Raw genomic sequence first — 20,097 nt, forward strand, 5'->3', positions numbered from 1 at the left:
AACGTCAGAGTTTGATTTTACTTAAGAGCGAAACAGCCGTGGTGATTGAGACAGATTTATAGCGTAGCTAACAATCCACAGCACCAATTCAAAAACCAATAAATATCGTACCCACAGCAACTCGCTTTTAGAACCTAAAAGTGTCAAACCCTCATACAACTGCCAGAAGCGGTAAGGCAGGTATATATAAGGAACCATCACCCACACTACATTTTGCAACTGCCTGAGCGTTACTATCTCAGAGATGATTTGCAACCCTAACATGATAAAATACCAACCAAGCACAGTTAAGACAGTGCGTTCACCCCACAATAGCATGGCGACTAATGGCAGCAATACTCCAAGCAGTTGCACTGATAGGAACCAAACCTTATTCCAACTGGGAAGTGGTAGAGGTATGGTAAAGGGCTTTGTGTCTTTCCACCCCCAGCTCACAACCACAATAAAAAGTGTGGCAATTAGAAAAAAGACGAGATTTTCTAGGAATAGGTAGAGGTTGATGTTTAAGGAAGTCATGAGGTATTATCAAGCTCTGATGTCTATTACTTCAGTAAATCAATATACTTAGTCTCTACAATAAAACATCTATTAAGAAGCTACGAAAAACATTTCAACTTTTGTTTGCTCTATTTTCTTGTATTACATGAATAATCGATGGCACTAAAGAAATAACTATAATTAATCCAATAATCGGTAACAAATACTTATCTACCTGTTCAGGTGGCAGAGATTTCCCTAAGAAAAACCCTAACATGGTAATGCCGAATGTCCAAAGAAAGCCACCGACTAAGTTGTAAGACATAAATGTGCGATAATGCATCGCACCAATCCCAGCCACAATTGGCGCGAAAGTCCGTACAATGGGTAAAAAACGTGCTAAAACAACCGTTTTTTTACCGTGCTGTTCATAAAAGTTTTGGGTTTTAACAAGATGTTTTTTATGAAACAACCATGAATCTTCCTTTGAAAATAGTCTTCTGCCAAATTTATGCCCAGTAAAATAGCCAACATTGTCACCTAAGACTGCACAAATAAAAGCACCAAAAATCAGAACCCAAATGTTCAGTAAATTCTGAGATGCGACAAATCCAGCAGTGAACAATAAACTATCTCCAGGCAGAAAAAAACCAATTAACAAGCCAGATTCAGCAAAGACAATTGCCCATACCCCAAAGTAGCCAATTGATTTAACCAGGTGTGGTAAATCCAGATGCATAGAATTTCTTACCTTTCAACAATAGATCCACCACATCTTAACGTTTAGCAATTTTCCTGAATAAAAAGTAATATTAAATTTACGTAAAGTTATTGTGTAATCTTGGGAAATGTAATTACAGATAGCATATTTTATGTTATGGGTGCAAAATGCAAAGATATTTGAAAGTATTAAGACTATTTTGGAGTGCTGCGATCGCAGCCGAGTTAGAGTATCGGATTAACTTTTTCATAGCCACCCTCAGCAGCTTGGGAAATCTTGCAGGTAGCCTCTTTGGACTATTCTTGTTTTACCGCACTGGCTACACTTTTAGTGGCTGGTCATGGGAAGCAGCTTTAGTAGTTCTCGGAATTTTTACCTTACTACAAGGATTTTCTGCTACTTTTCTGGCGTCGAACTTGAATCGCATTGTCCACCATGTCCAAGAAGGTACTTTGGACTTTATATTATTAAAACCTATCCGCAGTCAGTTTTGGCTTTCCACCCATACCCTTTCACCTTGGGGACTGCCGGATCTAGTTTTTGGTAGTATTATTATTGGCTACGCAGGTAAACGTCTCGGTGTAGGGATAGGCAACTATCTACTTGGTGTGCTGCCGTTATTGTTCAGCTTGGTGATTCTGTACAGCCTGTGGTTTCTGCTAGGAGCGACGAGTATCTGGTTCGTCAAAATATACAACGTTACCGAAGTGTTGAGTGGTTTGTTGGAAGCTGGACGATATCCCATCGCCGCATATCCCACTGCTTACCGCTTTTTCTTCACCTTTGTGATGCCAGTAGCTTTTTTAACTACTGTACCAGCCCAAGCGCTGTTGGGTCGGAGTGAAATTAGTTGGTTGATAGGTGCGGCAATATTAGCAGTAGCATTGTTTTTGGTTTCCACTTGGTTTTGGCGGTTTGCGTTGCGGTTTTATACTAGTGCTTCGAGTTAGAGAGAGAAGCAAAGACAAGGCAGCGCCTTGCCCAGAGTTGTTGGAGCAACATAAAGTTAACATATGAAAAGTAATCAAATTCCTCCTGGAAGCTTTGGTATACCTATATTAGGTGAAACACTCTCCTTTATTTTCGACCGCGATTTTGCTAAAAAGCGCTATCGCCAGTATGGGACCATCTTCAAAACTCATCTTTTTGGCAGACCAACTGTGGTTATGGCAGGGCCGGAGGCACTAGAGTTCGTTTTGTCAAGCCAAATGGAAAATTTTTCTTGGCGCGAGGGATGGCCTGATAATTTCAAGACATTACTGGGTGAATCACTTTTTCTGCAAGATGGAGAGGAACACCGCAGAAACCGCCGCTTGATGATGCCGGCGTTGCATGGCCCAGCATTAGCGAATTATGTCTCCACAATGGAAGATATCACACGCGGCTATCTCCAAAAGTGGGAGAAAAAACAGGAGTTTACTTGGTTGCAAGAATTTAAACAACTGACGTTTGATATTGCCAGTCAATTACTGCTGGGTACGCGTCCTGGCCCCGAATGTGTGCGCTTTAGCCAGTTGTTTGCAGTCATGACAAATGGACTGTTTGCGATTAATCCGTTGCCCTTACCATTTACGACATTTGGTAAAGCCATAGCAGCTCGTAATCAGATTTTAGAGCATCTAACTCAAGTCGTTAGAGAACGTCAGCAAAATCCAACTAAAGATGCTCTGAGTTTATTAGTGCAAGCCCAAGATGAAGAAGGTAACCGGATGAGTGAAAAAGAACTCATCGCCCAGGCATTACTGTTACTCTTTGCTGGACACGAAACAACTACTTCGATGCTGACTTGGTTGTGTGTAGAGTTAGCCCGTCATCCAGAAGTACTCGAAAAAGCCAGAGAAGAACAATTGCAACTTGCAAGTAAAGGTGATTTAGATTTAGAACAATTGGGTAAAATGCCCTATTTAGAGCAGGTTTTATGGGAAGTAGAAAGATTACATCAACCTGTCGCAAGCGGGTTTCGTGGCGTGATTAAAGACTTTGAGTTTAAAGGTTATCACGTTCCTGCTGGTTGGCAATTACTTTATTCAATTGTAATAACTCATAGCCTAAAGGAAATCTACCTTGAACCAGAGCGTTTTGATCCAGATCGTTTCAGTCCCCAGCGCCAAGAACACAAAAAGTATCCTTTTAGTTTAGTTGGTTTCGGTGGTGGGCCACGCATCTGTATTGGTATAGCCTTTGCCAAAATGGAAATGAAGATTGTTGCTGCTCATCTTCTACGTAGTTATCATTGGGAGATATTACCCAATCAAAGTTTAGAAACAGTTAGGGTTCCCACTAATCGCCCTAAAGATGGGTTGCGGGTTAGATTTCAACCTCGGTGAAATGTTTTATGGCATCTCAAATAGACATACATTTGCCTAATGGAGTTTTACAAGGCTTACAAAATGTAAGAGATTTTGTAGATGAAAATGTTAACTCTCTAAATAACTCAGCACAACAAGTTGGGGAGTCTTTGAAGGCAACAGCCACTACAACAACTGATAGAGCAATTGATACAGTTACGACAAGCTTAGAACAAAGTTGGCAAACTGCTGATAAATTTAAGAGTACAACATCGGGAGCAGTTAAAGATGCGATCGCATCTTCTGCAAGTGATTGGCTGACACAACACCCGATATTTTTTAGGTTAGTTCAAATACTAGGTTGGGCGACTAATCACCCAATTATTAGTATAGTGATTTTGCTGTTTGCACTTGCTCTACTTTGGAGCATCATCAAAGCAATTGTCCGCTTGATCGAAACAGCTAGTTGGTCAATACTCCAAGTACCGATAAAATTAATTCAGGCTTTTATTAAAGTTAGCTTTTTATCCTTAATTAAAGTTGGCAGTTTTGGTGTTCAACGAATCACAGCTCCTAAAACAACTGATAATCTGCCAGCTTTGCCACCGGAAAGTTTTCAACCATATAAACAACAGCGATTAGCAGAAATTTCTAGTCGCTTAGAAACAATTCAAAAGGAACAAAATGAGCTTTTACAAGAAGCAGCAGATTTGATTGCTTCTGAGACAATTGATATAGAAATATCAGAAATTAAACCGCTAAAAAGCGTTGAATCACATCTTGGCTGAGTTCGGCTGTAGAACCGGAGGCGACAATGCCACCTTTTTGCATAGCATAATAGTAATCCGCCTGACGGACAAAGTGCAAATGTTGCTCTACTAATAAAACTGAAATGCCTGTAGTTTCGACGATGCGGCGGACTGCGGCTTCAATTTCCAGGATGATGGAGGGTTGAATACCTTCCGTGGGTTCATCTAAGACGAGTAATTGAGGTTCCCCCATTAAAGCACGGGCGATCGCTAATTGTTGCTGCTGTCCTCCACTCAAATCACCACCCATCCGCGAAAGCATCGTTTTTAATACCGGGAATAAGCTAAAAACTTCTTCTGGAATTTCTGCTTTTTTTACTGGTTTGCGTCTCGCTTCTAACCCCAGCAGCAAATTTTCTTTAACTGTCAAACGGGGGATAATTTCTCGTCCTTGGGGGACATAACCAATTCCCAACTTTGCCCTTTGGTCGGGAGATTTGGAGTTGATTAATTCTCCAGCTAAGTTAATTGTACCGCTGCGGGGTTTGAGTAAACCCATAATTGTTTTGAGTAGGGTAGTTTTTCCCACACCATTGCGTCCAATCAGGCAGATCATTTGCCCAGATGGTACGCTCAAATCTACATTGCGGAGAATATGGCTTTCGCCATAGTAAACGTCAAGGTTAGAGATTTTTAGCATAGTAAAAGTGACTGCAAATGAATTTTACTTACGCTTCATCCATAACCCGATAACACCAGCAACTACTATCCCACCAAGTGAAAGGGGTTCAGGAACAGAAATGGCAATAACATTAACATCGTCTAAAAATAAATGTGCAGGGTCGTTTTGAACACCAAATTTCAATTCTGTAGATGCTGCTGTTGCTATAAAGTTAAACGAGTATTTGGTGTAATCTGGGGGGTCAATATTAACTTGATTGAAGATATTATCGCCATTAATAAATATCTGAAACTGATTGGGGAACGCACCCTGACTCTGATTCTTTAAAAACAAACTGAGTTCGTAAGTCTGACCAACTGTTGTAAGGATATTCTGCGACACAAACCCGATACTACCAATAGTACCTAAATAAGCAAAGTAATTACCACTATGTGGAAAAATACCAGTACTATTATTTGCCACTCCACTGTAAGTCAAATTAGAAGTAGTCCATCCTGTAAAGTCTCCCGTTTCAAATCCCCCATTCTGGATGATGGCTGCTTGTGCAACGGAAGTAGACGCACCAATAACTGTAATTGCAGCAGTAAGAAAAAATGACGAAACTATATTCATCGGATTTATTCCTGTTTCTGTAAGTATGGAGTTAAATTTGAACACGCAACATTAGTTGGCTTTGATTTTTATAATATTAACTTCTTGTTTTTTTTTTGATAAAAAAAATTATACTTTATAAAATATTCATGATTTATATTCTATGTAAAGATTTAATAAATTATTCTTTGGCTATAAAAAAATATTATTTCAATTTAGTGATTCATTTTTAATGATGATTATCCATTTGAAAATCATTGTAATCTTATTAGTCTTTCTGTTTTCCCAAATATACTTCAATAACGCGAGAGTCATTTTGGATTTCCTCAAAATTACCTTCGCACAGCACCGAACCTTCATGTAGCACTGTCACCTTTTGGGCAATTTGACGCACAAATTCCATATCATGTTCAATGACTAAAATTGAATGACTTTGCGCTAGTGCTAAAAGTAGTTCGCCAATATTGTAGGTTTCTTCATCTGTTAAACCTGCAACTGGTTCATCAACGAGTAATAAGTCAGGTGATTGTGCTACTAACATGCCAATTTCTAAACGTTGCTTTTCTCCGTGGGAAAGTAAACCTGCTCTGATGTCTGCTTTAGGAGTTAAACCAATAGTTTCTAATAATCCTTTAATATTATTCTTCTCAATAGCATTAGAACGCCCAAACAAAGTAGAAAAAACATTTTTATTGGGATTGCTAGTAATTTCTAGATTTTCACGAGGCGTTAAATTTAAGTAAATTCGGGGTGTTTGAAACTTGCGCCCAATTCCCAATCGCGCAATTTTATGTTCAGGTAAAGAACGGAGATTTTTACCTTTGAATAAAACTCGCCCAACTGTTGGTTGCACTTTCCCAGTAATCACATCAAGAAACGTTGTCTTTCCCGCACCGTTTGGGCCAATTACTACTCGTAATTCACCCACATCCATACTAAAGTTTAGCTGGTTTAGCGCCTTAAAACCGTCAAAACTAACAGTTACGTTTTCAGTTTCCACAATATTTTCGCGTTCATGTTGCACTTGTGCGTCTTCTTCCAAGGTGGGATATGTAGCAATTTGTTGACGACGGTTGAAAAGAGAAATATTCTGACTACGCAACCATCCCACTATGCCGTCAGGTAGCACCGTAACGACTATCAAAAATAGTGCGCCTTGGAAAAATAGCCAGATTTCTGCAAATTGTTCACTTAAAAAAGTGCGGGCATAATTGACTAACAAAGTTCCAACAATCGCCCCAATTAAAGTACCGCGTCCCCCTACAGCCACCCAAATCACCATTTAAATCGAAAAGGCAATATCCATTGCTCTGGGTGATACAGAACCACTCTGAAGGGTGTAAAATGCTCCTGCTATACCTGCGATCGCACCTGAAACTGTAAACACCAACACCTTATAATCTGTAGGGTTGTAGCCAGAAAATCGTACCCGACTTTCATCATCACGAATCGCTATCAACAATCTGCCAAAGCGTCCACTTGTCAACCAGCGACAAATCCCGTAGGTAATTGCGAGAACCACTACCGTTAGCGTGTAGAAAATAAACTGCGTTTTTGCATTGCTGACCGTTGCCCCAAACAAAGTTGTAAAATCTATCAGTCCGTTCGTACCGTTGAAAAGTTGTTGTTGACTGTTAAAGAAGTTGAAAAATACAATAGTTCCGGCTTGAGTCAAGATCGAAAAATAAACTCCCTTGAGGCGATTACGAAATACTAAATATCCCAACAATCCTGCTAATAACCCTGGAATTAGTACCACAGAAGCTATTGTCAAAGGAAAAGAATAAAAAGGTTTCCAAAACCCTGGAAGTTCCGTAACTCCATAAAGGCCCATGAAATCAGGTAACTCACCAGCGGGAACTTGCAGTTTCAGGTACATTGCGATCGCATATCCACCCAAACCGAAGAAAATACCATGTCCCAAACTTAGTAAACCAGTATAACCCCAAATCAAATCAATACCCAAAGCCACAATCGCCAGCGACAAAAATCGCCCCAACAAATTTAGCCGAAACTCCGAAAGTACCACTGGCATAATAATTATAAGCAAGAGTGCGATCGCAACCACCACCCCCACCTCAATTAATAATCCCCCTCCCTTCCTTTTCATTCTCTGCGTCCTTGGCGTCTTGGCGGTTCGTTTAAACATCAACAGTACGTCCCTTCTGCGGAAAAATCCCCCCAGGCTTCCACTGTAAAAACACAATAATCAGCGCAAATACCATCACCTTAGCCATACTCGTCGTCGCAAAAAAAGTAAACAAATCAGCCAAAGGCTTCACAGGAGTCAACAACACAGCTAGAGTCCCAGAACCAATTAAAAAATTAGCCGTACCAATAGCCAAAGCTGCCACAATAGTACCTGCTAAATTGCCCACACCCCCAACGACAACAACCATAAAAGTATCAATAATATAGTTTTGTCCCGTATTTGGCCCTACAGAACCGAGCAAACTAATCGCACATCCAGCCACACCAGCTAAACCAGAACCCAGTGCAAAAGTAATCGCATCGACCTTTTGAGTTGGGATACCCAAACAAGCACTCATACTCCGGTTTTGTTTCACAGCCCGAATCCTTAAACCCCAAATAGAACGTTGTAAAAATAAATAAATTCCCGCCACACAGATTATTGTTAAAGCAATAATAAATAACCTAGCAAAGGGCAATTGCACACCAGCCAAAGATATCCCCGCTTGTAACCAAGTAGGCGCAGTTACATCCACATTTTGAGCGCCAAACCAAGGTTGAGTCACTCCTAGCTGATAAGTTTGACTTAATAAATTGCCCGTTGTGATTGTCACCCCCAGCGATAGTAAAAATATCACGACTACAATCCAGTTACGAACTCTTCCCAAATTCGTGCGAGAATTTAAAATCCATAAACCTCCAAAAAAAAATAGAGAAAATATAGCTATGCCAATTATCAATACCCAATTTACGCTGCGGACAAACTGCTGAAAAATTAAACTTACTCCCCAAGTTGCTAATAAAGTTTCAAGAGGGCGTCCATAGAGATAACGAATCACGCTTTTTTCTAAGATTAATCCCACAGCAGCCGTGAACATAAAAGCAATAATCAAAGCCAAAAATATATAAATTTCAAACCACATTCCGCCCAATTGTTTACAGCCATTTTGGACAACAAATGTTGTATAAGCACCAAACATCATCAATTCACCATGCGCCATATTGATGACGCCCATCAATCCAAATATAATCGCCAGTCCCAACGCAGCAATTAATAATACCGCGCCAATACTAATACCATTAAATACAGCTTCTAAAAAACCTGTTAACACTTTTTTGCCCTACATATCAGCTTCTAGCTAGCTATTATTAGCCTCTTTAGCCTCGTTCCCAGTCTCAGACTGGGAATGCCTATTGAGAGGGCTGCCGCCTCCTGTAGAAGCGGCACCGCAATGAGGTACATTTCCTTCTTAGACCTAGAAACGAGAATTTCACAAATTTAGACTTTCTTGTATTTACCACCCTTAGCAGGGTCAGTCCAATCACAAGCAAATCCCTTAGTTTCTTTGACAAATTGATTCCAAGGAACTGGCTCAACTGCTGTCGGAGTAGCATAGACAATATCAAACAAACCATCTAGCCTTACTTGACCAATTCGCACAATTTTGGATATGTGATGATTAGCATCCATTGTCACTTTACCTTCAGGTGCATCTAGAGTTTGACCATACGCCGCAGCACTCACTTTAGCTATGTCTGTAGTACCAGCTTTTTCTACTGCTTGCTTCCACAAATAAACGGCAATATATGCTGCTTCCATTGGATCATTTGTTACCCGATTTTCACCGTACTCTTTCTTAAAAGCTGCGACAAACTTCTTATTAGCAGGCGTGTCTACTGTTTGGAAGTAATTCCAAGCAGCGTAGTGACCTTTGAGATACTCTACACCAATTGCTTTCACTTCTTCTTCGGCAATACTGACAGACATGGAAGGATATCTATCTGGTGTCAATCCAGCCCCTTTCAATTGTTTGAAGAAAGCAACGTTACTATCACCATTCAGAGTATTGTAAATTACACCTCCATTAGGCAAAGCTTGCTTAATTTTAGTGATAATCGGTGTAACTTCTGCGTTACCTAGCGGTAACTAATCTTCGCCAACTGTTTTACCACCTAAAGCTTCGAGTTGAGCTTTAATAATTGTGTTAGCTGTCCGGGGAAAAACGTAGTCTGAGCCAACTAAGAAAAATTCTTTGCCTTTATTTTTCAACAGCCAATTAACAGAGGGTTCGATTTGTTGATTTGGCGCAGCGCCAGTGTAAAAAATATTTTTAGAACACTCTTGACCTTCGTACTGCACAGGATACCAGAGCATGTGATTTTTGCTCTCAAATACTGGCTTCACATTCTTACGGCTAGCAGAAGTCCAACAACCAAAAACTACAGCGACTTTATCTTGATCTATTAGCTTGGTTGCCTTTTCTCTAAAAGTATCCCAGTTAGAAGCACCATCTTCAGTAATTGCTTCAATTTGTTTACCTAAGATACCACCGCCAGCGTTGATTTCTTTGATTGCTAATTTTTCAGCATCGACAACGCTTTTTTCACTAATAGCCATCGTACCACTCAGAGAGTGCAAAATACCTACTTTGATGGTGTCATTACCATTAGCAGCAGATGGGGAAGCAGTAGGAGGTGCGACTGGACTCTCTGTAGCAGTTGGTGAATTATTCGCGCAAGCTTTTAAAAAAAAGCTGCTTCCGAAAGTTAAAGAGCCATAGATTAAAAACTTGCGTCGGTTAAATTGTCTTCTCATATCTTTATGAATTTTCCTTTTGATGAATCAACTAACTCAGGACTTACGCACAGGTAACGGAAAATCGAACCGCAGAGGACACGGAGAAATAAGAGTCTCAGAGAGTTCTTGTGTAAGTCCTATAACTTAATAGAAAGCTGACAGTATCAAACTTTAAAGTGTGATAATAGTGCGATAGTTTACTATTAAAAAGTTACTGATTATACAAAATATTTGTTTTTTGTAATAAAAACATACTTTTTAATATTAATCTTTGTTAAGCTTAATATTGTGAAATTATTGTCAGCGGTGAAGAGATAGCTCGGTAATAATTTCATCTTCCTTGCCAGCAGCAAAGTTAGCAAAGCGCTTCGCTAAGGGTGGTATAATCACCAAAGGATTGCTAAACCCAGAAAATAGATGAACGCTCTCAAATCCTGGAATAGCACCAATTAAGGCAAGTCTGTCGCTACTAAATGCCACCAAGCAATGATGCCAAGTTCCTGGTAAATTCTCCAAAACTGGCAAAACTTCACCCACACTTTTTCGCAGCCACTTTTCACTCGCCTCTGAGTCTACCTTGCCATGAGGATCTGTGAGAACGCGGCTAATTTGACCGATGCGGAAGCTACCATCTTGCATCTGAATCACACTTGCATCTAAAATTGGCGGTACTGGCTCATTACCGGGTTGATTCCACAATTCATCAACTTGAGTAGATTCAGCTTCTAGTTGAAACCGTTGCAGATTAGCTGGCATAACTAAGGTGCGTAACTGCACATCAACGGGTGAGGTTTCAATTATTTCTGCGTGGGTAAAATACAACTTGATGGGAATACCAGCAGATTTTAGCAGCTGGCGGCTGAGTCCACCGGCACAAATGACAACCTTAGTACTGTGGAAAGTTGCAGTAGTTGTTTTTACACCATCTGGCAGTACTTGTAATACTTGCGTAATCTGCATTTCACCCCCAGCCCGCAGAAAGGCTTGGATGTAAGCTTGTGCTGTTTTTTCTGGGTGAATATGACCGTGTTTGACAGTTAAAGCACCAGATATCGCCTCTCGATTTAGCAGTGGTTCCAACTCACAAGCTTCTTGGACACTTAGTAAACGGGGTGGAATGGCAAAGTGATCATATGATGCAGCAGTTGCTTCTGGGTCACTGGCGGCTGAAATAGTTAGTAATAAATCTAATTCCCGAAATTGGATATCAGCGTCTAACTCTTGAGATAGGATATGGTAACGTGCGATCGCATCTTCGCACAATTGCCGAGTTAATGTTGTAGTACCCGACCAATAAGCAAGCCCACCATAACTATAGCGAGTTGCATTCTGTGGTGTTTCGTATTGCTCCAACAAAAGTACAGAAAAGCCAGTTTTAGCCAGTTCGTAGGCGAGTGCGGCACCCGCAATTCCACCACCAACCACAATCCAATCGTAGGTTTTCATCTAATATGTTGCTTGTAAACGACTTAAAAGATATTCTCCCGCAAGGATAGGGGGATAAGTAGGCGATTGTTCTTTTTGGCAACTTTCCAAACAAGCAATTTCTATATCATCATTAGGATGACAGAAAAAAGCAATAGAATACCGGGACTGGTTCACCCTGTTATCACTGGGAATCATCACCCGATGCTTGGTTGAGCAAAACACATGATTTGTCCACCGTTGGATTAAATCGCCAGTATTGACTATTACAGTATCAGGAATTGTCGGTGCGGCAATCCACTCTCCAGATGCTGTCTGTACTTCCAACCCCCCAACGTCATCTTGGAAAAGTAAGGTAATACTGCCATAATCGGAATGTTCACCAGCACGCACTTGTCCGGGTTTGGGTGGTGTTTGCAATGGGGGATAGTGCAGCGAGCGCAAGGTATGATTTTGTTGATTGTGTCTTATGATCAAAAAATCTTCTGGCAATTCCAACGCCAAAGCAAATGCTTGCAGTACCGTGTTAGCAAGTTCTGTGCAACTATCATAAAAGGCGACAATAGAAGCATCTATGTCTACAGCCGCTTGTTTATTTACATTAAACGCCTCTTTCAAGTCGCCTGGTTTGTTCGGGTCAAGACGTTCTCTTTCAAGACCAACATAACCCGTGTTAATAAATTCATCACTCCAAGCTTGCTTTTGCTTAACTTCTAAGGGTAAATTGAAGAAAGATTTGCTGTGGTTGAATACTTGCCTGATTAGGTCTTTTGATATTCCTGAATTCTGTAAGTAGATGAAGCCAATTTCATGGCCTGCTTGATAGATTTGTTTGATAACAGTTTGCCGAGTTATTGTGTCGCCATTGGTAAAGGCAGTTAAATCTATTACTGGAATTGTAACCATTTATATATAATTAGAGATTTTGTGTTTTGTTAACAGTATTATACTCAATACTTAGGTACGGAATTTGACAATGACTCTTGCTCCTTGGCGAAGCGCGATCGCTCATGCACTCGATCGCAACCGCAGCCTTGTTTATGCCCGTTACCTGCAACTAGCAACGGTGCAGCCGAACGGTCGCCCCGCTAATCGTACCCTAGTCTTTCGCAACTTTCTAGAAGATACAAACCAGCTAAAATTTATCATCGATAGCCGTAGCGCTAAAGCCGACCAGATACAGCAACAACCTTGGGCAGAAGTTTGTTGGTACTTCCCCAATACACGAGAACAATTCCGTATTACTGGCTGTTTAACTCTGGTAGGAAATGATGATTCTCACCAGAATTTACAACCAGCCCGTATTTCCATTTGGCAAGAACTGAGTGATGCTGCACGTTTACAGTTTGCTTGGCCCCATCCTGGTAAACCCAGAGTTGAAACCCCAGAAGCTTTTGCTCCACCAGCACCCGACCCCGTGCAACCATTGCCTAATTTTTGCCTACTGCTACTCGACGCAGTGCAGGTAGACCACTTAGAATTGCAGGGCGAACCACAAAATAGAAAGTTTTATCACTGCGATGAAAATCAAGAATGGTTTTGTGAAGAAATTAATCCTTAATTTTTTGAAAGGGGAATGGGGAATGGGGAAAATACAGTTCGGTTTTCTTTCACAACATCATCCCTTGGGCAACCTTATTCTGGCTATTTTTCCGCAAGCATTTGTTTCATAAGAACGAGGTATATTTGCTACCGGGTGATGAAGTTGTAATCACCAAAGTGGGTAAACATTCCTGTGCAGCTGGATAGGTTCTTTTCAAGTCTATTTGGAATCTGCAAAGTTAGCATTTATAATTTTTATTCCTCACTCTTAACTCCTAACTTTCTTTAAATACCCGCACCATCTAGAAACTGCTGTATTGCCTTATCTCTAAGGTTACACACAGGAGCATCTTGTGAAAAATCAGCTTGGTTAGAAGCTACACAACCTGTCAAGACAAGAGTTTTTCCAGAAGAGTTGGTACGCTGAAGAGTTTGTATTTGTTCTTCTAACGCCTCAATCCGGTCTACTAAAGCACGAATTACTTCAGCTTCCGAATCTGGTAAGTTACTGTGTTCAAGAGGTGCAACCCGGACTCCAGAACGATATATAATCCGTCCAGGCACGCCCACAACAGTACAGTCAGAAGGGACATCCCTGAGAACAACAGACCCAGCGCCAATACGGACATTGTTGCCAATTTGGATATTGCCCAGTACCTTCGCTCCAGCTCCTACTACGACATTTTCACCCACAGTGGGATGGCGCTTGCCACATTCTTTACCAGTACCTCCAAGGGTGACACCTTGATAAATTAGCGTATAGTCTCCCACGATCGCAGTTTCACCAATTACTACACCCATCCCGTGATCAATAAATACACTTTGCCCAATTGCTGCACCAGGGTGGATTTCAATTCCAGTCAAAAACCGAGCCAAGTGAGAAATCAGGCGAGGAATAAAGGGAAGACCAACAGTATAAAGCCAGTGAGCCAGCCTATGGAATAGCAAGGCTTGCAAACCAGGGTAACAAAATAAAACTTCCAACCAGTTACGGGCGGCTGGGTCACGTTCAAAGATGATACGAAAGTCAGCACGTAGTATAGATAGCACGAGATAGCACCCTCGGAAAGCACAACAAGCGACTCTCCCATATTATCCTCTCAGATGTTACACCTAAAAATTGGGAATGGGGCATTGGGAATCGGGGATTGGGCATGGAGCATTAATCACTTGACTCCTAACTCCTGTATAGACGCGATTAATCGCATCTCTACTCCAAACTCCTGTACAGACGCGATTAATCGCGTCTGTACACTCCCCATCACTGCTGCTCCACCGTCAGAGTATAATCACGCTTGACCCCAGGATTAAATGTACCTACCCAAATCCGATATTTACCACTTTTCCAGTTGCGATCGCTAACGTTAGCATCTTTACTTTTGCCAGTGTCATCACCGCAACGAATTGTCGTTTGATCTGGACCTTGGATCAGTAAAGTGGTGTCGTTGTTGTTGCTATCGACTTGTATTGTCAGCTGGGAAAAGTCCTTTTCCAAAACCATAATGTGATCTGGAGTGGGATCAGCAAAGCCAATACAGGCTTTTTGATCGCGATCGCGGTTACTTATGGCAGACAATGAGTAAGAACCACCTGTAAACCCCTGCACTCTTCCTTGTGCTGGATCAAAGTTTGTTGATAAATTGAAAGTACCAAAATTTGCTGTCTCTGCTATTACAGGGGTAGCTGTGATGGCGGTAAGTATAGCCAACAGCCAGCCGCCGTGAAACTGAAGTCGGGGGCGACAGTATTTCATAGTAGCCCTCCAACAGGCTTTTAAATTAGTAGTGATATATACATATTCTACTGAAAAAAATCTAGTGAAATTTCAGTTGCTTGTGCCACATTAAAATGTGCCACAATAGAGGGTTGTGAAAGCAGATTCGCCAAATCTACGTAAATATAATAAAACAAGAAAGTGCAGAAGGTTAAAAAATTTTTAACCTTCTGCATTTTAAACTTCTATGAAAATCTCACGAATTATGGAGTTTGAAGAAAACGCCACCTTTAAGCGCTCGCGTGTCAGTGCCATAACTACTGACTGTGAGCGATCGCAAATTGTTAAAAAATGGTTTACCTAAGACTTCCACTAACTTGAGAATAGGTACTTGACGCTCTAACAAATTCTGGCTCTTTGTCCAGTCAAGATAAATATAGCCTTGGTTTGGTAAGGGAATTGCAGCGATACTATCTTTAAAATTGGGATTGTCAATTAAGGAATTATCCTTGGTTGTGAGAATTTCATCCATCGTCTCTAAGTCAGAGGTGAAAATTTCATAATTTCCTAAAGTTGTATGCAATCCCTGCACTTTTGTTTCAATGCTGAAGGATGTTCCCTCTTTAACATCACTTTTTTTTGTAGCCGTAGTTAACTCTGTCCAAGCAGAGATTTTTTGCTTGTCTATAGTCAGGGGATTAATGCTGAGTCCATTTGATGAGGCGATCGCATCTAATCGAGCAACACCTTGTTCTACACTCTCGGATTTTTCCACCACAAAAATCCAATGAGGGGTTGTTTGCTCTTTGTCTGGTAACAATGCTATGGCATATTCTCCCTGTACCCAACTGAAAATATCCTCTGGGAAGTTTATGCCCCAGCGTTTTTGAACATCCGCCAAAGGTTTTGCTAACCGAGAAACCACATCTTCCTTAGAACCATATATAGTTGCTGTTGCTTGTCTCCAAAGTTTGGCTACATCACTATCACCCAAATTACTTAAATTTGAGCCAGAAATTGCCAAACCTGCGGACGCTGGAATATATTGCAATGCTCCCACAGGTTTAGATAGGGGTGGGGATGGAGGGACAATTTCCGATGAAGTCAGAAAGCTAGTTTCTGCTAGCAATCCTTTGGGGTTCAACACCAGGGAAATAATTTGGCTGTTATAAAGTTGTTCTGGCAGTTCTAACCCTTGCCATTTTGCCACAATGGGAAGATTCAAGAAAGCTACAGCTAAACCCCCTTTGGGAAGTTGTTTTGTAGCTTTTTGGTATTCGGGGGAGCTAGTCAAATTCAGATCGGGCGCTTGGACGTTATTAATGGCGTCTCGCAACACTTTCGGATCGTTGGCAAACAACACAAAGCTTTCACCAACAACAGCACCTGCAAGGAAGTCCCGCTCTGGTTGAGAATTGTCAGAAATCAGCTTTACGCCTTTGTATTGTTCAACAGCTAAGTTTGCTCCAGCTAACGCCCGTTTGGAAAACAATAACTCGACAAACTCGCGGCTTTTGTCCGGTTGCTGGGTTGAGAGTGCCAACAGATACCCTGGTTGCTGTCCGTTTTCTAGATCGCGATCAATATCTAAGGTGGTGATAGCTAATGTAATTTCGTTCCCTAACCAGGGTTGAATGTCTTGTTTGTAATCTATGCCACTCTTGGCGAATAAACTGGTTTTGAGTTTAGATAGTTCCTCTTCCCGCTCCAGCGCCTGCAAACGGTCAGGATTCGCCAGGAATGAAACCATTACAGGAGAAAGTTTTGACACGAATATGGCTGCACCAGACTGGGAGGTAGAAGCAATCAGGTTAGCTGGACTTTTGGCGAAAAACCAGTAAAAGCCAGCGATCGCAATCACTAGCAGTGCGATCGCACCTGCGACGATAAAACCAATAAATGAACGTTGCCTATTCACATTAAACCTTTAATAAAGACGGTTTACAGCCATTTAAGCAGAAAGCTTACCAGGATATATCAGCCTTCTTGAGAATGGATACTCATGCAAAGGCAGAGATTTTCTGTAACTATAAATAGTATTAGGACTCTTTATAGGGAATTCTTTTAGTCAACCCATGAACCAGATTAGTGTAGAAGAACTGGCACAACGTCTTTCTTCTGGTGATGCAAATATTCAGCTAGTAGATGTGCGTGAACCACAAGAATTGGCGATCGCTAGCATTGAGGGCTTTGTCAACCTACCCCTGAGTCAATTTGCCGAATGGGGAGATCAAGTCCCAAACCTCTTCAATCCCCAAGCTGAAACCCTTGTGTTATGCCATCACGGCATCCGCTCTGCCCAGATGTGCCAGTGGTTGATTGCTCAAGGTTTTACAAATGTGCAAAATATTTCGGGTGGTATTGATGCTTACTCCCTCTTAGTAGACCATTCAATTCCCCAGTATTAGCTTGTGTTTAGGTGCATTACTCAGATGGAACTTACTCTTCCATCTGGCTTTTGCTATTGTGAAAACAGCAGTAGATAAGTTTAGGGGCTTGCCACTTTCGGGAATTTGTACATATTTACGGAATTTTTCGACCCCAATCTTAGCGGCGATCGCCGCAAAAATACGTATCTAATAATACTTTTATCCCTGTATAATTATGCAAATATAAGTCGAGAAAGGATGTTCTAAATTCAGACTTTCAGCTTTTGCTACAAAAGCCTAAATTCTGTTTCGAGCGCACTTTTAAAGAGTGCTGTATGTAAACCTTAAAATTAATTATCACAAGATAATTGTATAATTTATGATCTTAATTAATTATTAATATTCTTTGTTTTCGATCAAGTCAACGAATTTTTCCAGAGTTTGATTAAAATTTGCCTCTAGCAAAACATACCCTATGGAAGTCCAGTTAACAAATCGACAACAGCATATACTTTGGGCAACGGTACGTCACTACATTGCTACAGCAGAGCCTGTTGGTTCAAAGGCTTTGGTCGAAGAGTACGACCTGGGTGTAAGTTCAGCCACAATTCGCAATGTGATGGGCGTTTTAGAAAAGTCTGGATTACTCTACCAACCACACGCCTCTGCCGGACGAATACCTTCAGATTCAGGCTATCGCATTTATGTTGACCAGCTAATTACACCTTCGCTGCGAGACGTTACGCGAACGGAAACTTTAGGACGAGAAGTAGAGGTGGCACTACAAAAGCGCCTCCAGTGGGAAGATTGGAGTTTAGAAACCCTACTGCAAGGAGCCGCACAAATTTTAGCAACCTTGAGTGGTTGCATTAGCTTGATTACGATGCCGCAAACAACTACAGCGCTATTGCGACATCTGCAATTAGTGCAAATTGAAGCAGGACGGATCATGTTAATTGTAGTGACCGATGGTTATGAGACACATTCCAAGTTGATGGATTTGTCGCCAATACCAGAGGAAACAGAACGGGATTCAGAGGTAATTGATCGCGAGTTGCAGATTGTTTCTAACTTTTTGAATAGCCACTTGCGGGGGCGAAGTCTGTTGGAATTAGCCAACCTCAACTGGAGCGAACTAGATCAGGAGTTCCAACGCTACGGGGAATTCTTGAAAAATTCAGTTGCAGAATTGACTCGTCGCACTCTTGCGCCAACTGCAACACAAATTATGGTTCGGGGTGTGTCAGAAGTTTTGCGCCAGCCGGAATTTTCCCAGTTACAGCAGGTACAAACGATTATCCACCTGCTGGAAGAAGAACAAGACCAACTATGGCGATTAATATTTGAGGAACCAGAGCCTGAGGATGTGGGTAAGTCAAGGGTAACGGTTCGCATTGGCGCAGAAAATCCACTAGAACCGATACGTACCTGTACCTTAATTTCTTCCACCTATCGCCGAGGTTCAATACCAGTAGGAAGTGTGGGAGTTTTGGGACCAACGCGTCTAGATTATGAAAGTGCGATCGCAGTCGTGGCATCTGCTGCTGATTACCTCTCAGAAGCTTTCAGTTATTTCAATCCTTAAGGTGATGTTTAGTGAGAAGCCGCTACGGCTATAGGCAAGTGAAAAATACCATTGCAGGCAGATAGCCCAATTTGTAGTGGCACAATCAATAATTAATACTACTTAAATCTTTCATGGTTAGAAAAATTTCCTTTGGCGTGCTGTGGCTGGGATTCATTGTCTATGCTTTTTTCCTCGCTCCTCCTGAACAACCCGGTACATTCGAGTTAATTAAAAACCTTTCTAGTGGTCAGTGGCAAGGCGTTAACCCGTTAGTCATAGCACTATTCAACCTCATGGGTATCTGGCCTCTCATCTACAGTGCAGTAGTGTTTATTGACGGTAGAGGGCAAAAAATACCTGCTTGGCTATTTGCGATCGCCTCTTTCGCAGTCGGGATATTTGCCTTGTTACCCTACTTAACCCTTAGGGAACCAAATAACAAGTTTGTCGGTAAAAAGAATGCCTTGCTCAAGCTGCTAGATTCTCGTGTGACTGGGGTTGTTTTGACAGTAGCCACGGTTATTCTAATTGCCTATGGTTTAACAGGAGGAGATTGGGGTAATTTTGTGCAACAGTGGCAAACAAATCGCTTCATCAATGTGATGAGTTTAGATTTCTGCCTACTTTGCCTATTATTTCCCGCATTACTAGGGGATGATATGGCGCGTCGCAGTTGGAATCCGCAGTTTTTCTGGTTAATAACGTTGATACCGCTATTCGGCCCATTGATTTATTTATCTGTACGTCCACCTTTACAAGAAGTGGGAGTAGAGTCAATATCCAGGCAGCCAGCAGCGAATTGAAGAATAAAGTGCGTTTTTAGCAATCCAAAATCTAAAATCCAAAATGGTATCACCCAAAATCCCCTTTTTCAGTAGATCGGGGATTTTATGTTGCGGGTGCGTAAATCCTAAGAGAAAATTTTTTTCTGAAAGTACTTTACAAAACGCAATAAATCCTTTAAGATGTGTAACAGGTAGTCAAACTTACCTAATTCATTCGCAAATAATCGCATTTATAAAACAATGACAACAACCATTCAACGTCGCGAAAGCGCCAACGTATGGGATCGATTCTGTGAGTGGATCACCAGCACCAACAACCGGATCTACATCGGTTGGTTCGGCGTTGTCATGATCCCCACCCTGCTAGCCGCCACCGCTTGCTTCGTAATCGCCTTCATCGCCGCACCTCCAGTAGACAT

The 20,097-nt window shown here is 41.4% G+C and carries 17 protein-coding genes and 5 pseudogenes; 9 read left to right on the plus strand and 13 right to left on the minus strand.

Features of this window, described 5'->3' with window-relative positions:
- Positions 1-21: 21 nt before the first annotated feature.
- Both V7K49_RS27565 and V7K49_RS27570 read right to left on the minus strand, forming a co-directional pair.
- Complete coding sequence (locus tag V7K49_RS27565) at positions 22-516, minus strand: hypothetical protein (protein WP_335208472.1); 495 nt, start codon at positions 514-516, stop codon at positions 22-24.
- Positions 517-610: 94 nt separating this feature from the next.
- Positions 611-1,216 (minus strand): DedA family protein, encoded by a 606-nt coding sequence (locus V7K49_RS27570; protein WP_334867827.1) that lies wholly within the window; start codon positions 1,214-1,216, stop codon positions 611-613.
- Positions 1,217-1,365: 149 nt separating this feature from the next.
- On the opposite strand from V7K49_RS27570, the gene V7K49_RS27575 reads away from it, so the two are divergent.
- The 3 genes from V7K49_RS27575 to V7K49_RS27585 all read left to right on the plus strand — a co-directional run bounded on the left by V7K49_RS27575 (position 1,366) and on the right by V7K49_RS27585 (position 4,274).
- On the plus strand, positions 1,366-2,148 hold the full coding sequence (locus V7K49_RS27575) for an ABC transporter permease (RefSeq protein ID WP_335208474.1): 783 nt from the start codon (positions 1,366-1,368) through the stop codon (positions 2,146-2,148).
- Positions 2,149-2,211: 63 nt separating this feature from the next.
- The gene (locus tag V7K49_RS27580) at positions 2,212-3,525 is read left to right on the plus strand and encodes a cytochrome P450 (protein WP_335208476.1); all 1,314 of its coding nucleotides are present in this window, start codon (positions 2,212-2,214) and stop codon (positions 3,523-3,525) included.
- A gap of 8 nt (positions 3,526-3,533) precedes the next feature.
- Positions 3,534-4,274, plus strand: coding sequence for a hypothetical protein (locus V7K49_RS27585; RefSeq protein WP_335208478.1), 741 nt, complete (start codon positions 3,534-3,536; stop codon positions 4,272-4,274).
- Here the strand turns inward: V7K49_RS27585 and urtE are convergent.
- The 8 genes and pseudogenes from urtE to V7K49_RS27625 all read right to left on the minus strand — a co-directional run bounded on the left by urtE (position 4,237) and on the right by V7K49_RS27625 (position 12,607).
- Complete coding sequence (urtE, locus tag V7K49_RS27590) at positions 4,237-4,935, minus strand: urea ABC transporter ATP-binding subunit UrtE (RefSeq protein ID WP_335208480.1); 699 nt, start codon at positions 4,933-4,935, stop codon at positions 4,237-4,239. The genes V7K49_RS27585 and urtE overlap by 38 nt on opposite strands.
- Positions 4,936-4,959: 24 nt before the next feature.
- Positions 4,960-5,529 carry a carbohydrate binding domain-containing protein gene (locus V7K49_RS27595; protein WP_335208481.1) on the minus strand — a complete coding sequence of 190 codons (570 nt, stop codon included), beginning with the start codon at positions 5,527-5,529 and terminating at the stop codon, positions 4,960-4,962.
- A gap of 247 nt (positions 5,530-5,776) precedes the next feature.
- Positions 5,777-6,525: pseudogene (urtD, locus tag V7K49_RS27600) on the minus strand (urea ABC transporter ATP-binding protein UrtD).
- Positions 6,509-7,618 (minus strand): annotated as a pseudogene (gene urtC / locus V7K49_RS27605) (urea ABC transporter permease subunit UrtC); the annotation flags it as partial. The pseudogenes urtC and urtD, both read right to left, overlap by 17 nt.
- A gap of 31 nt (positions 7,619-7,649) precedes the next feature.
- On the minus strand, positions 7,650-8,810 hold the full coding sequence (locus V7K49_RS27610) for an ABC transporter permease subunit (protein ID WP_335208482.1): 1,161 nt from the start codon (positions 8,808-8,810) through the stop codon (positions 7,650-7,652).
- Positions 8,811-8,977: 167 nt separating this feature from the next.
- A pseudogene (gene urtA / locus V7K49_RS27615) lies at positions 8,978-10,294 on the minus strand (urea ABC transporter substrate-binding protein).
- A 282-nt stretch (positions 10,295-10,576) separates the two neighbouring features.
- Positions 10,577-11,722 carry an NAD(P)/FAD-dependent oxidoreductase gene (locus tag V7K49_RS27620; protein WP_335208484.1) on the minus strand — a complete coding sequence of 382 codons (1,146 nt, stop codon included), beginning with the start codon at positions 11,720-11,722 and terminating at the stop codon, positions 10,577-10,579.
- Positions 11,723-12,607: an isopenicillin N synthase family dioxygenase gene (locus V7K49_RS27625; RefSeq protein WP_335208486.1), complete on the minus strand. Its 885-nt coding sequence runs from the start codon at positions 12,605-12,607 to the stop codon at positions 11,723-11,725.
- Between the two features lie 70 nt (positions 12,608-12,677).
- Here V7K49_RS27625 and V7K49_RS27630 point away from each other — a divergent pair, with 70 nt between their 5' ends.
- Positions 12,678-13,262 (plus strand): Npun_F5749 family FMN-dependent PPOX-type flavoprotein, encoded by a 585-nt coding sequence (locus V7K49_RS27630; RefSeq protein WP_334867849.1) that lies wholly within the window; start codon positions 12,678-12,680, stop codon positions 13,260-13,262.
- Between the two features lie 26 nt (positions 13,263-13,288).
- Positions 13,289-13,466, plus strand: a pseudogene (locus tag V7K49_RS27635) (IS4 family transposase); the annotation flags it as partial.
- 62 nt (positions 13,467-13,528) lie between these two features.
- On the opposite strand, the gene cysE reads toward V7K49_RS27635, so the two are convergent.
- The 3 genes from cysE to V7K49_RS27650 all read right to left on the minus strand — a co-directional run bounded on the left by cysE (position 13,529) and on the right by V7K49_RS27650 (position 16,875).
- Positions 13,529-14,293 (minus strand): serine O-acetyltransferase, encoded by a 765-nt coding sequence (gene cysE, locus V7K49_RS27640; protein WP_334867851.1) that lies wholly within the window; start codon positions 14,291-14,293, stop codon positions 13,529-13,531.
- A gap of 211 nt (positions 14,294-14,504) precedes the next feature.
- Positions 14,505-14,996, minus strand: a complete 492-nt coding sequence (locus V7K49_RS27645; protein ID WP_334867853.1) for a hypothetical protein — start codon at positions 14,994-14,996, stop codon at positions 14,505-14,507.
- A gap of 217 nt (positions 14,997-15,213) precedes the next feature.
- Positions 15,214-16,875 carry a DUF3352 domain-containing protein gene (locus V7K49_RS27650; RefSeq protein WP_335208488.1) on the minus strand — a complete coding sequence of 554 codons (1,662 nt, stop codon included), beginning with the start codon at positions 16,873-16,875 and terminating at the stop codon, positions 15,214-15,216.
- A gap of 157 nt (positions 16,876-17,032) precedes the next feature.
- Between V7K49_RS27650 and V7K49_RS27655 the strand changes: the two genes are divergently transcribed.
- From V7K49_RS27655 to V7K49_RS27670, 4 genes and pseudogenes are all read left to right on the plus strand, one after another.
- The gene (locus V7K49_RS27655; protein WP_273768970.1) at positions 17,033-17,365 is read left to right on the plus strand and encodes a rhodanese-like domain-containing protein; all 333 of its coding nucleotides are present in this window, start codon (positions 17,033-17,035) and stop codon (positions 17,363-17,365) included.
- Between the two features lie 436 nt (positions 17,366-17,801).
- On the plus strand, positions 17,802-18,911 hold the full coding sequence (gene hrcA / locus V7K49_RS27660) for a heat-inducible transcriptional repressor HrcA (protein WP_334867858.1): 1,110 nt from the start codon (positions 17,802-17,804) through the stop codon (positions 18,909-18,911).
- 113 nt (positions 18,912-19,024) lie between these two features.
- Entirely contained in the window at positions 19,025-19,696 is a 672-nt protein-coding gene (locus V7K49_RS27665) for a DUF2834 domain-containing protein (protein ID WP_335208489.1), read from the plus strand.
- Between the two features lie 222 nt (positions 19,697-19,918).
- Positions 19,919-20,097 (plus strand): annotated as a pseudogene (locus tag V7K49_RS27670) (photosystem II q(b) protein); the annotation flags it as partial.

It is taken from the genome of Nostoc sp. (genome assembly GCF_036919675.1).
Classification (GTDB): Bacteria; Cyanobacteriota; Cyanobacteriia; order Cyanobacteriales; family Nostocaceae; genus Nostoc.

What these genes read in the sequence shown, in the direction of transcription:
- V7K49_RS27570 (WP_334867827.1), bottom strand. Translation starts at nt 1,216, where the DNA reads ATGCATCTGGATTTACCACACCTGGTTAAATCAATTGGCTACTTTGGG.
- V7K49_RS27645 (WP_334867853.1), bottom strand. Translation starts at nt 14,996, where the DNA reads ATGAAATACTGTCGCCCCCGACTTCAGTTTCACGGCGGCTGGCTGTTG.
- V7K49_RS27620 (WP_335208484.1), bottom strand. Translation starts at nt 11,722, where the DNA reads ATGAAAACCTACGATTGGATTGTGGTTGGTGGTGGAATTGCGGGTGCC.
- hrcA (WP_334867858.1), top strand. Translation starts at nt 17,802, where the DNA reads ATGGAAGTCCAGTTAACAAATCGACAACAGCATATACTTTGGGCAACG.
- V7K49_RS27595 (WP_335208481.1), bottom strand. Translation starts at nt 5,529, where the DNA reads ATGAATATAGTTTCGTCATTTTTTCTTACTGCTGCAATTACAGTTATT.
- V7K49_RS27565 (WP_335208472.1), bottom strand. Translation starts at nt 516, where the DNA reads ATGACTTCCTTAAACATCAACCTCTACCTATTCCTAGAAAATCTCGTC.
- V7K49_RS27585 (WP_335208478.1), top strand. Translation starts at nt 3,534, where the DNA reads ATGGCATCTCAAATAGACATACATTTGCCTAATGGAGTTTTACAAGGC.
- urtE (WP_335208480.1), bottom strand. Translation starts at nt 4,935, where the DNA reads ATGCTAAAAATCTCTAACCTTGACGTTTACTATGGCGAAAGCCATATT.
- V7K49_RS27630 (WP_334867849.1), top strand. Translation starts at nt 12,678, where the DNA reads ATGACTCTTGCTCCTTGGCGAAGCGCGATCGCTCATGCACTCGATCGC.
- V7K49_RS27655 (WP_273768970.1), top strand. Translation starts at nt 17,033, where the DNA reads ATGAACCAGATTAGTGTAGAAGAACTGGCACAACGTCTTTCTTCTGGT.
- V7K49_RS27665 (WP_335208489.1), top strand. Translation starts at nt 19,025, where the DNA reads ATGGTTAGAAAAATTTCCTTTGGCGTGCTGTGGCTGGGATTCATTGTC.
- V7K49_RS27625 (WP_335208486.1), bottom strand. Translation starts at nt 12,607, where the DNA reads ATGGTTACAATTCCAGTAATAGATTTAACTGCCTTTACCAATGGCGAC.
- V7K49_RS27580 (WP_335208476.1), top strand. Translation starts at nt 2,212, where the DNA reads ATGAAAAGTAATCAAATTCCTCCTGGAAGCTTTGGTATACCTATATTA.
- V7K49_RS27575 (WP_335208474.1), top strand. Translation starts at nt 1,366, where the DNA reads ATGCAAAGATATTTGAAAGTATTAAGACTATTTTGGAGTGCTGCGATC.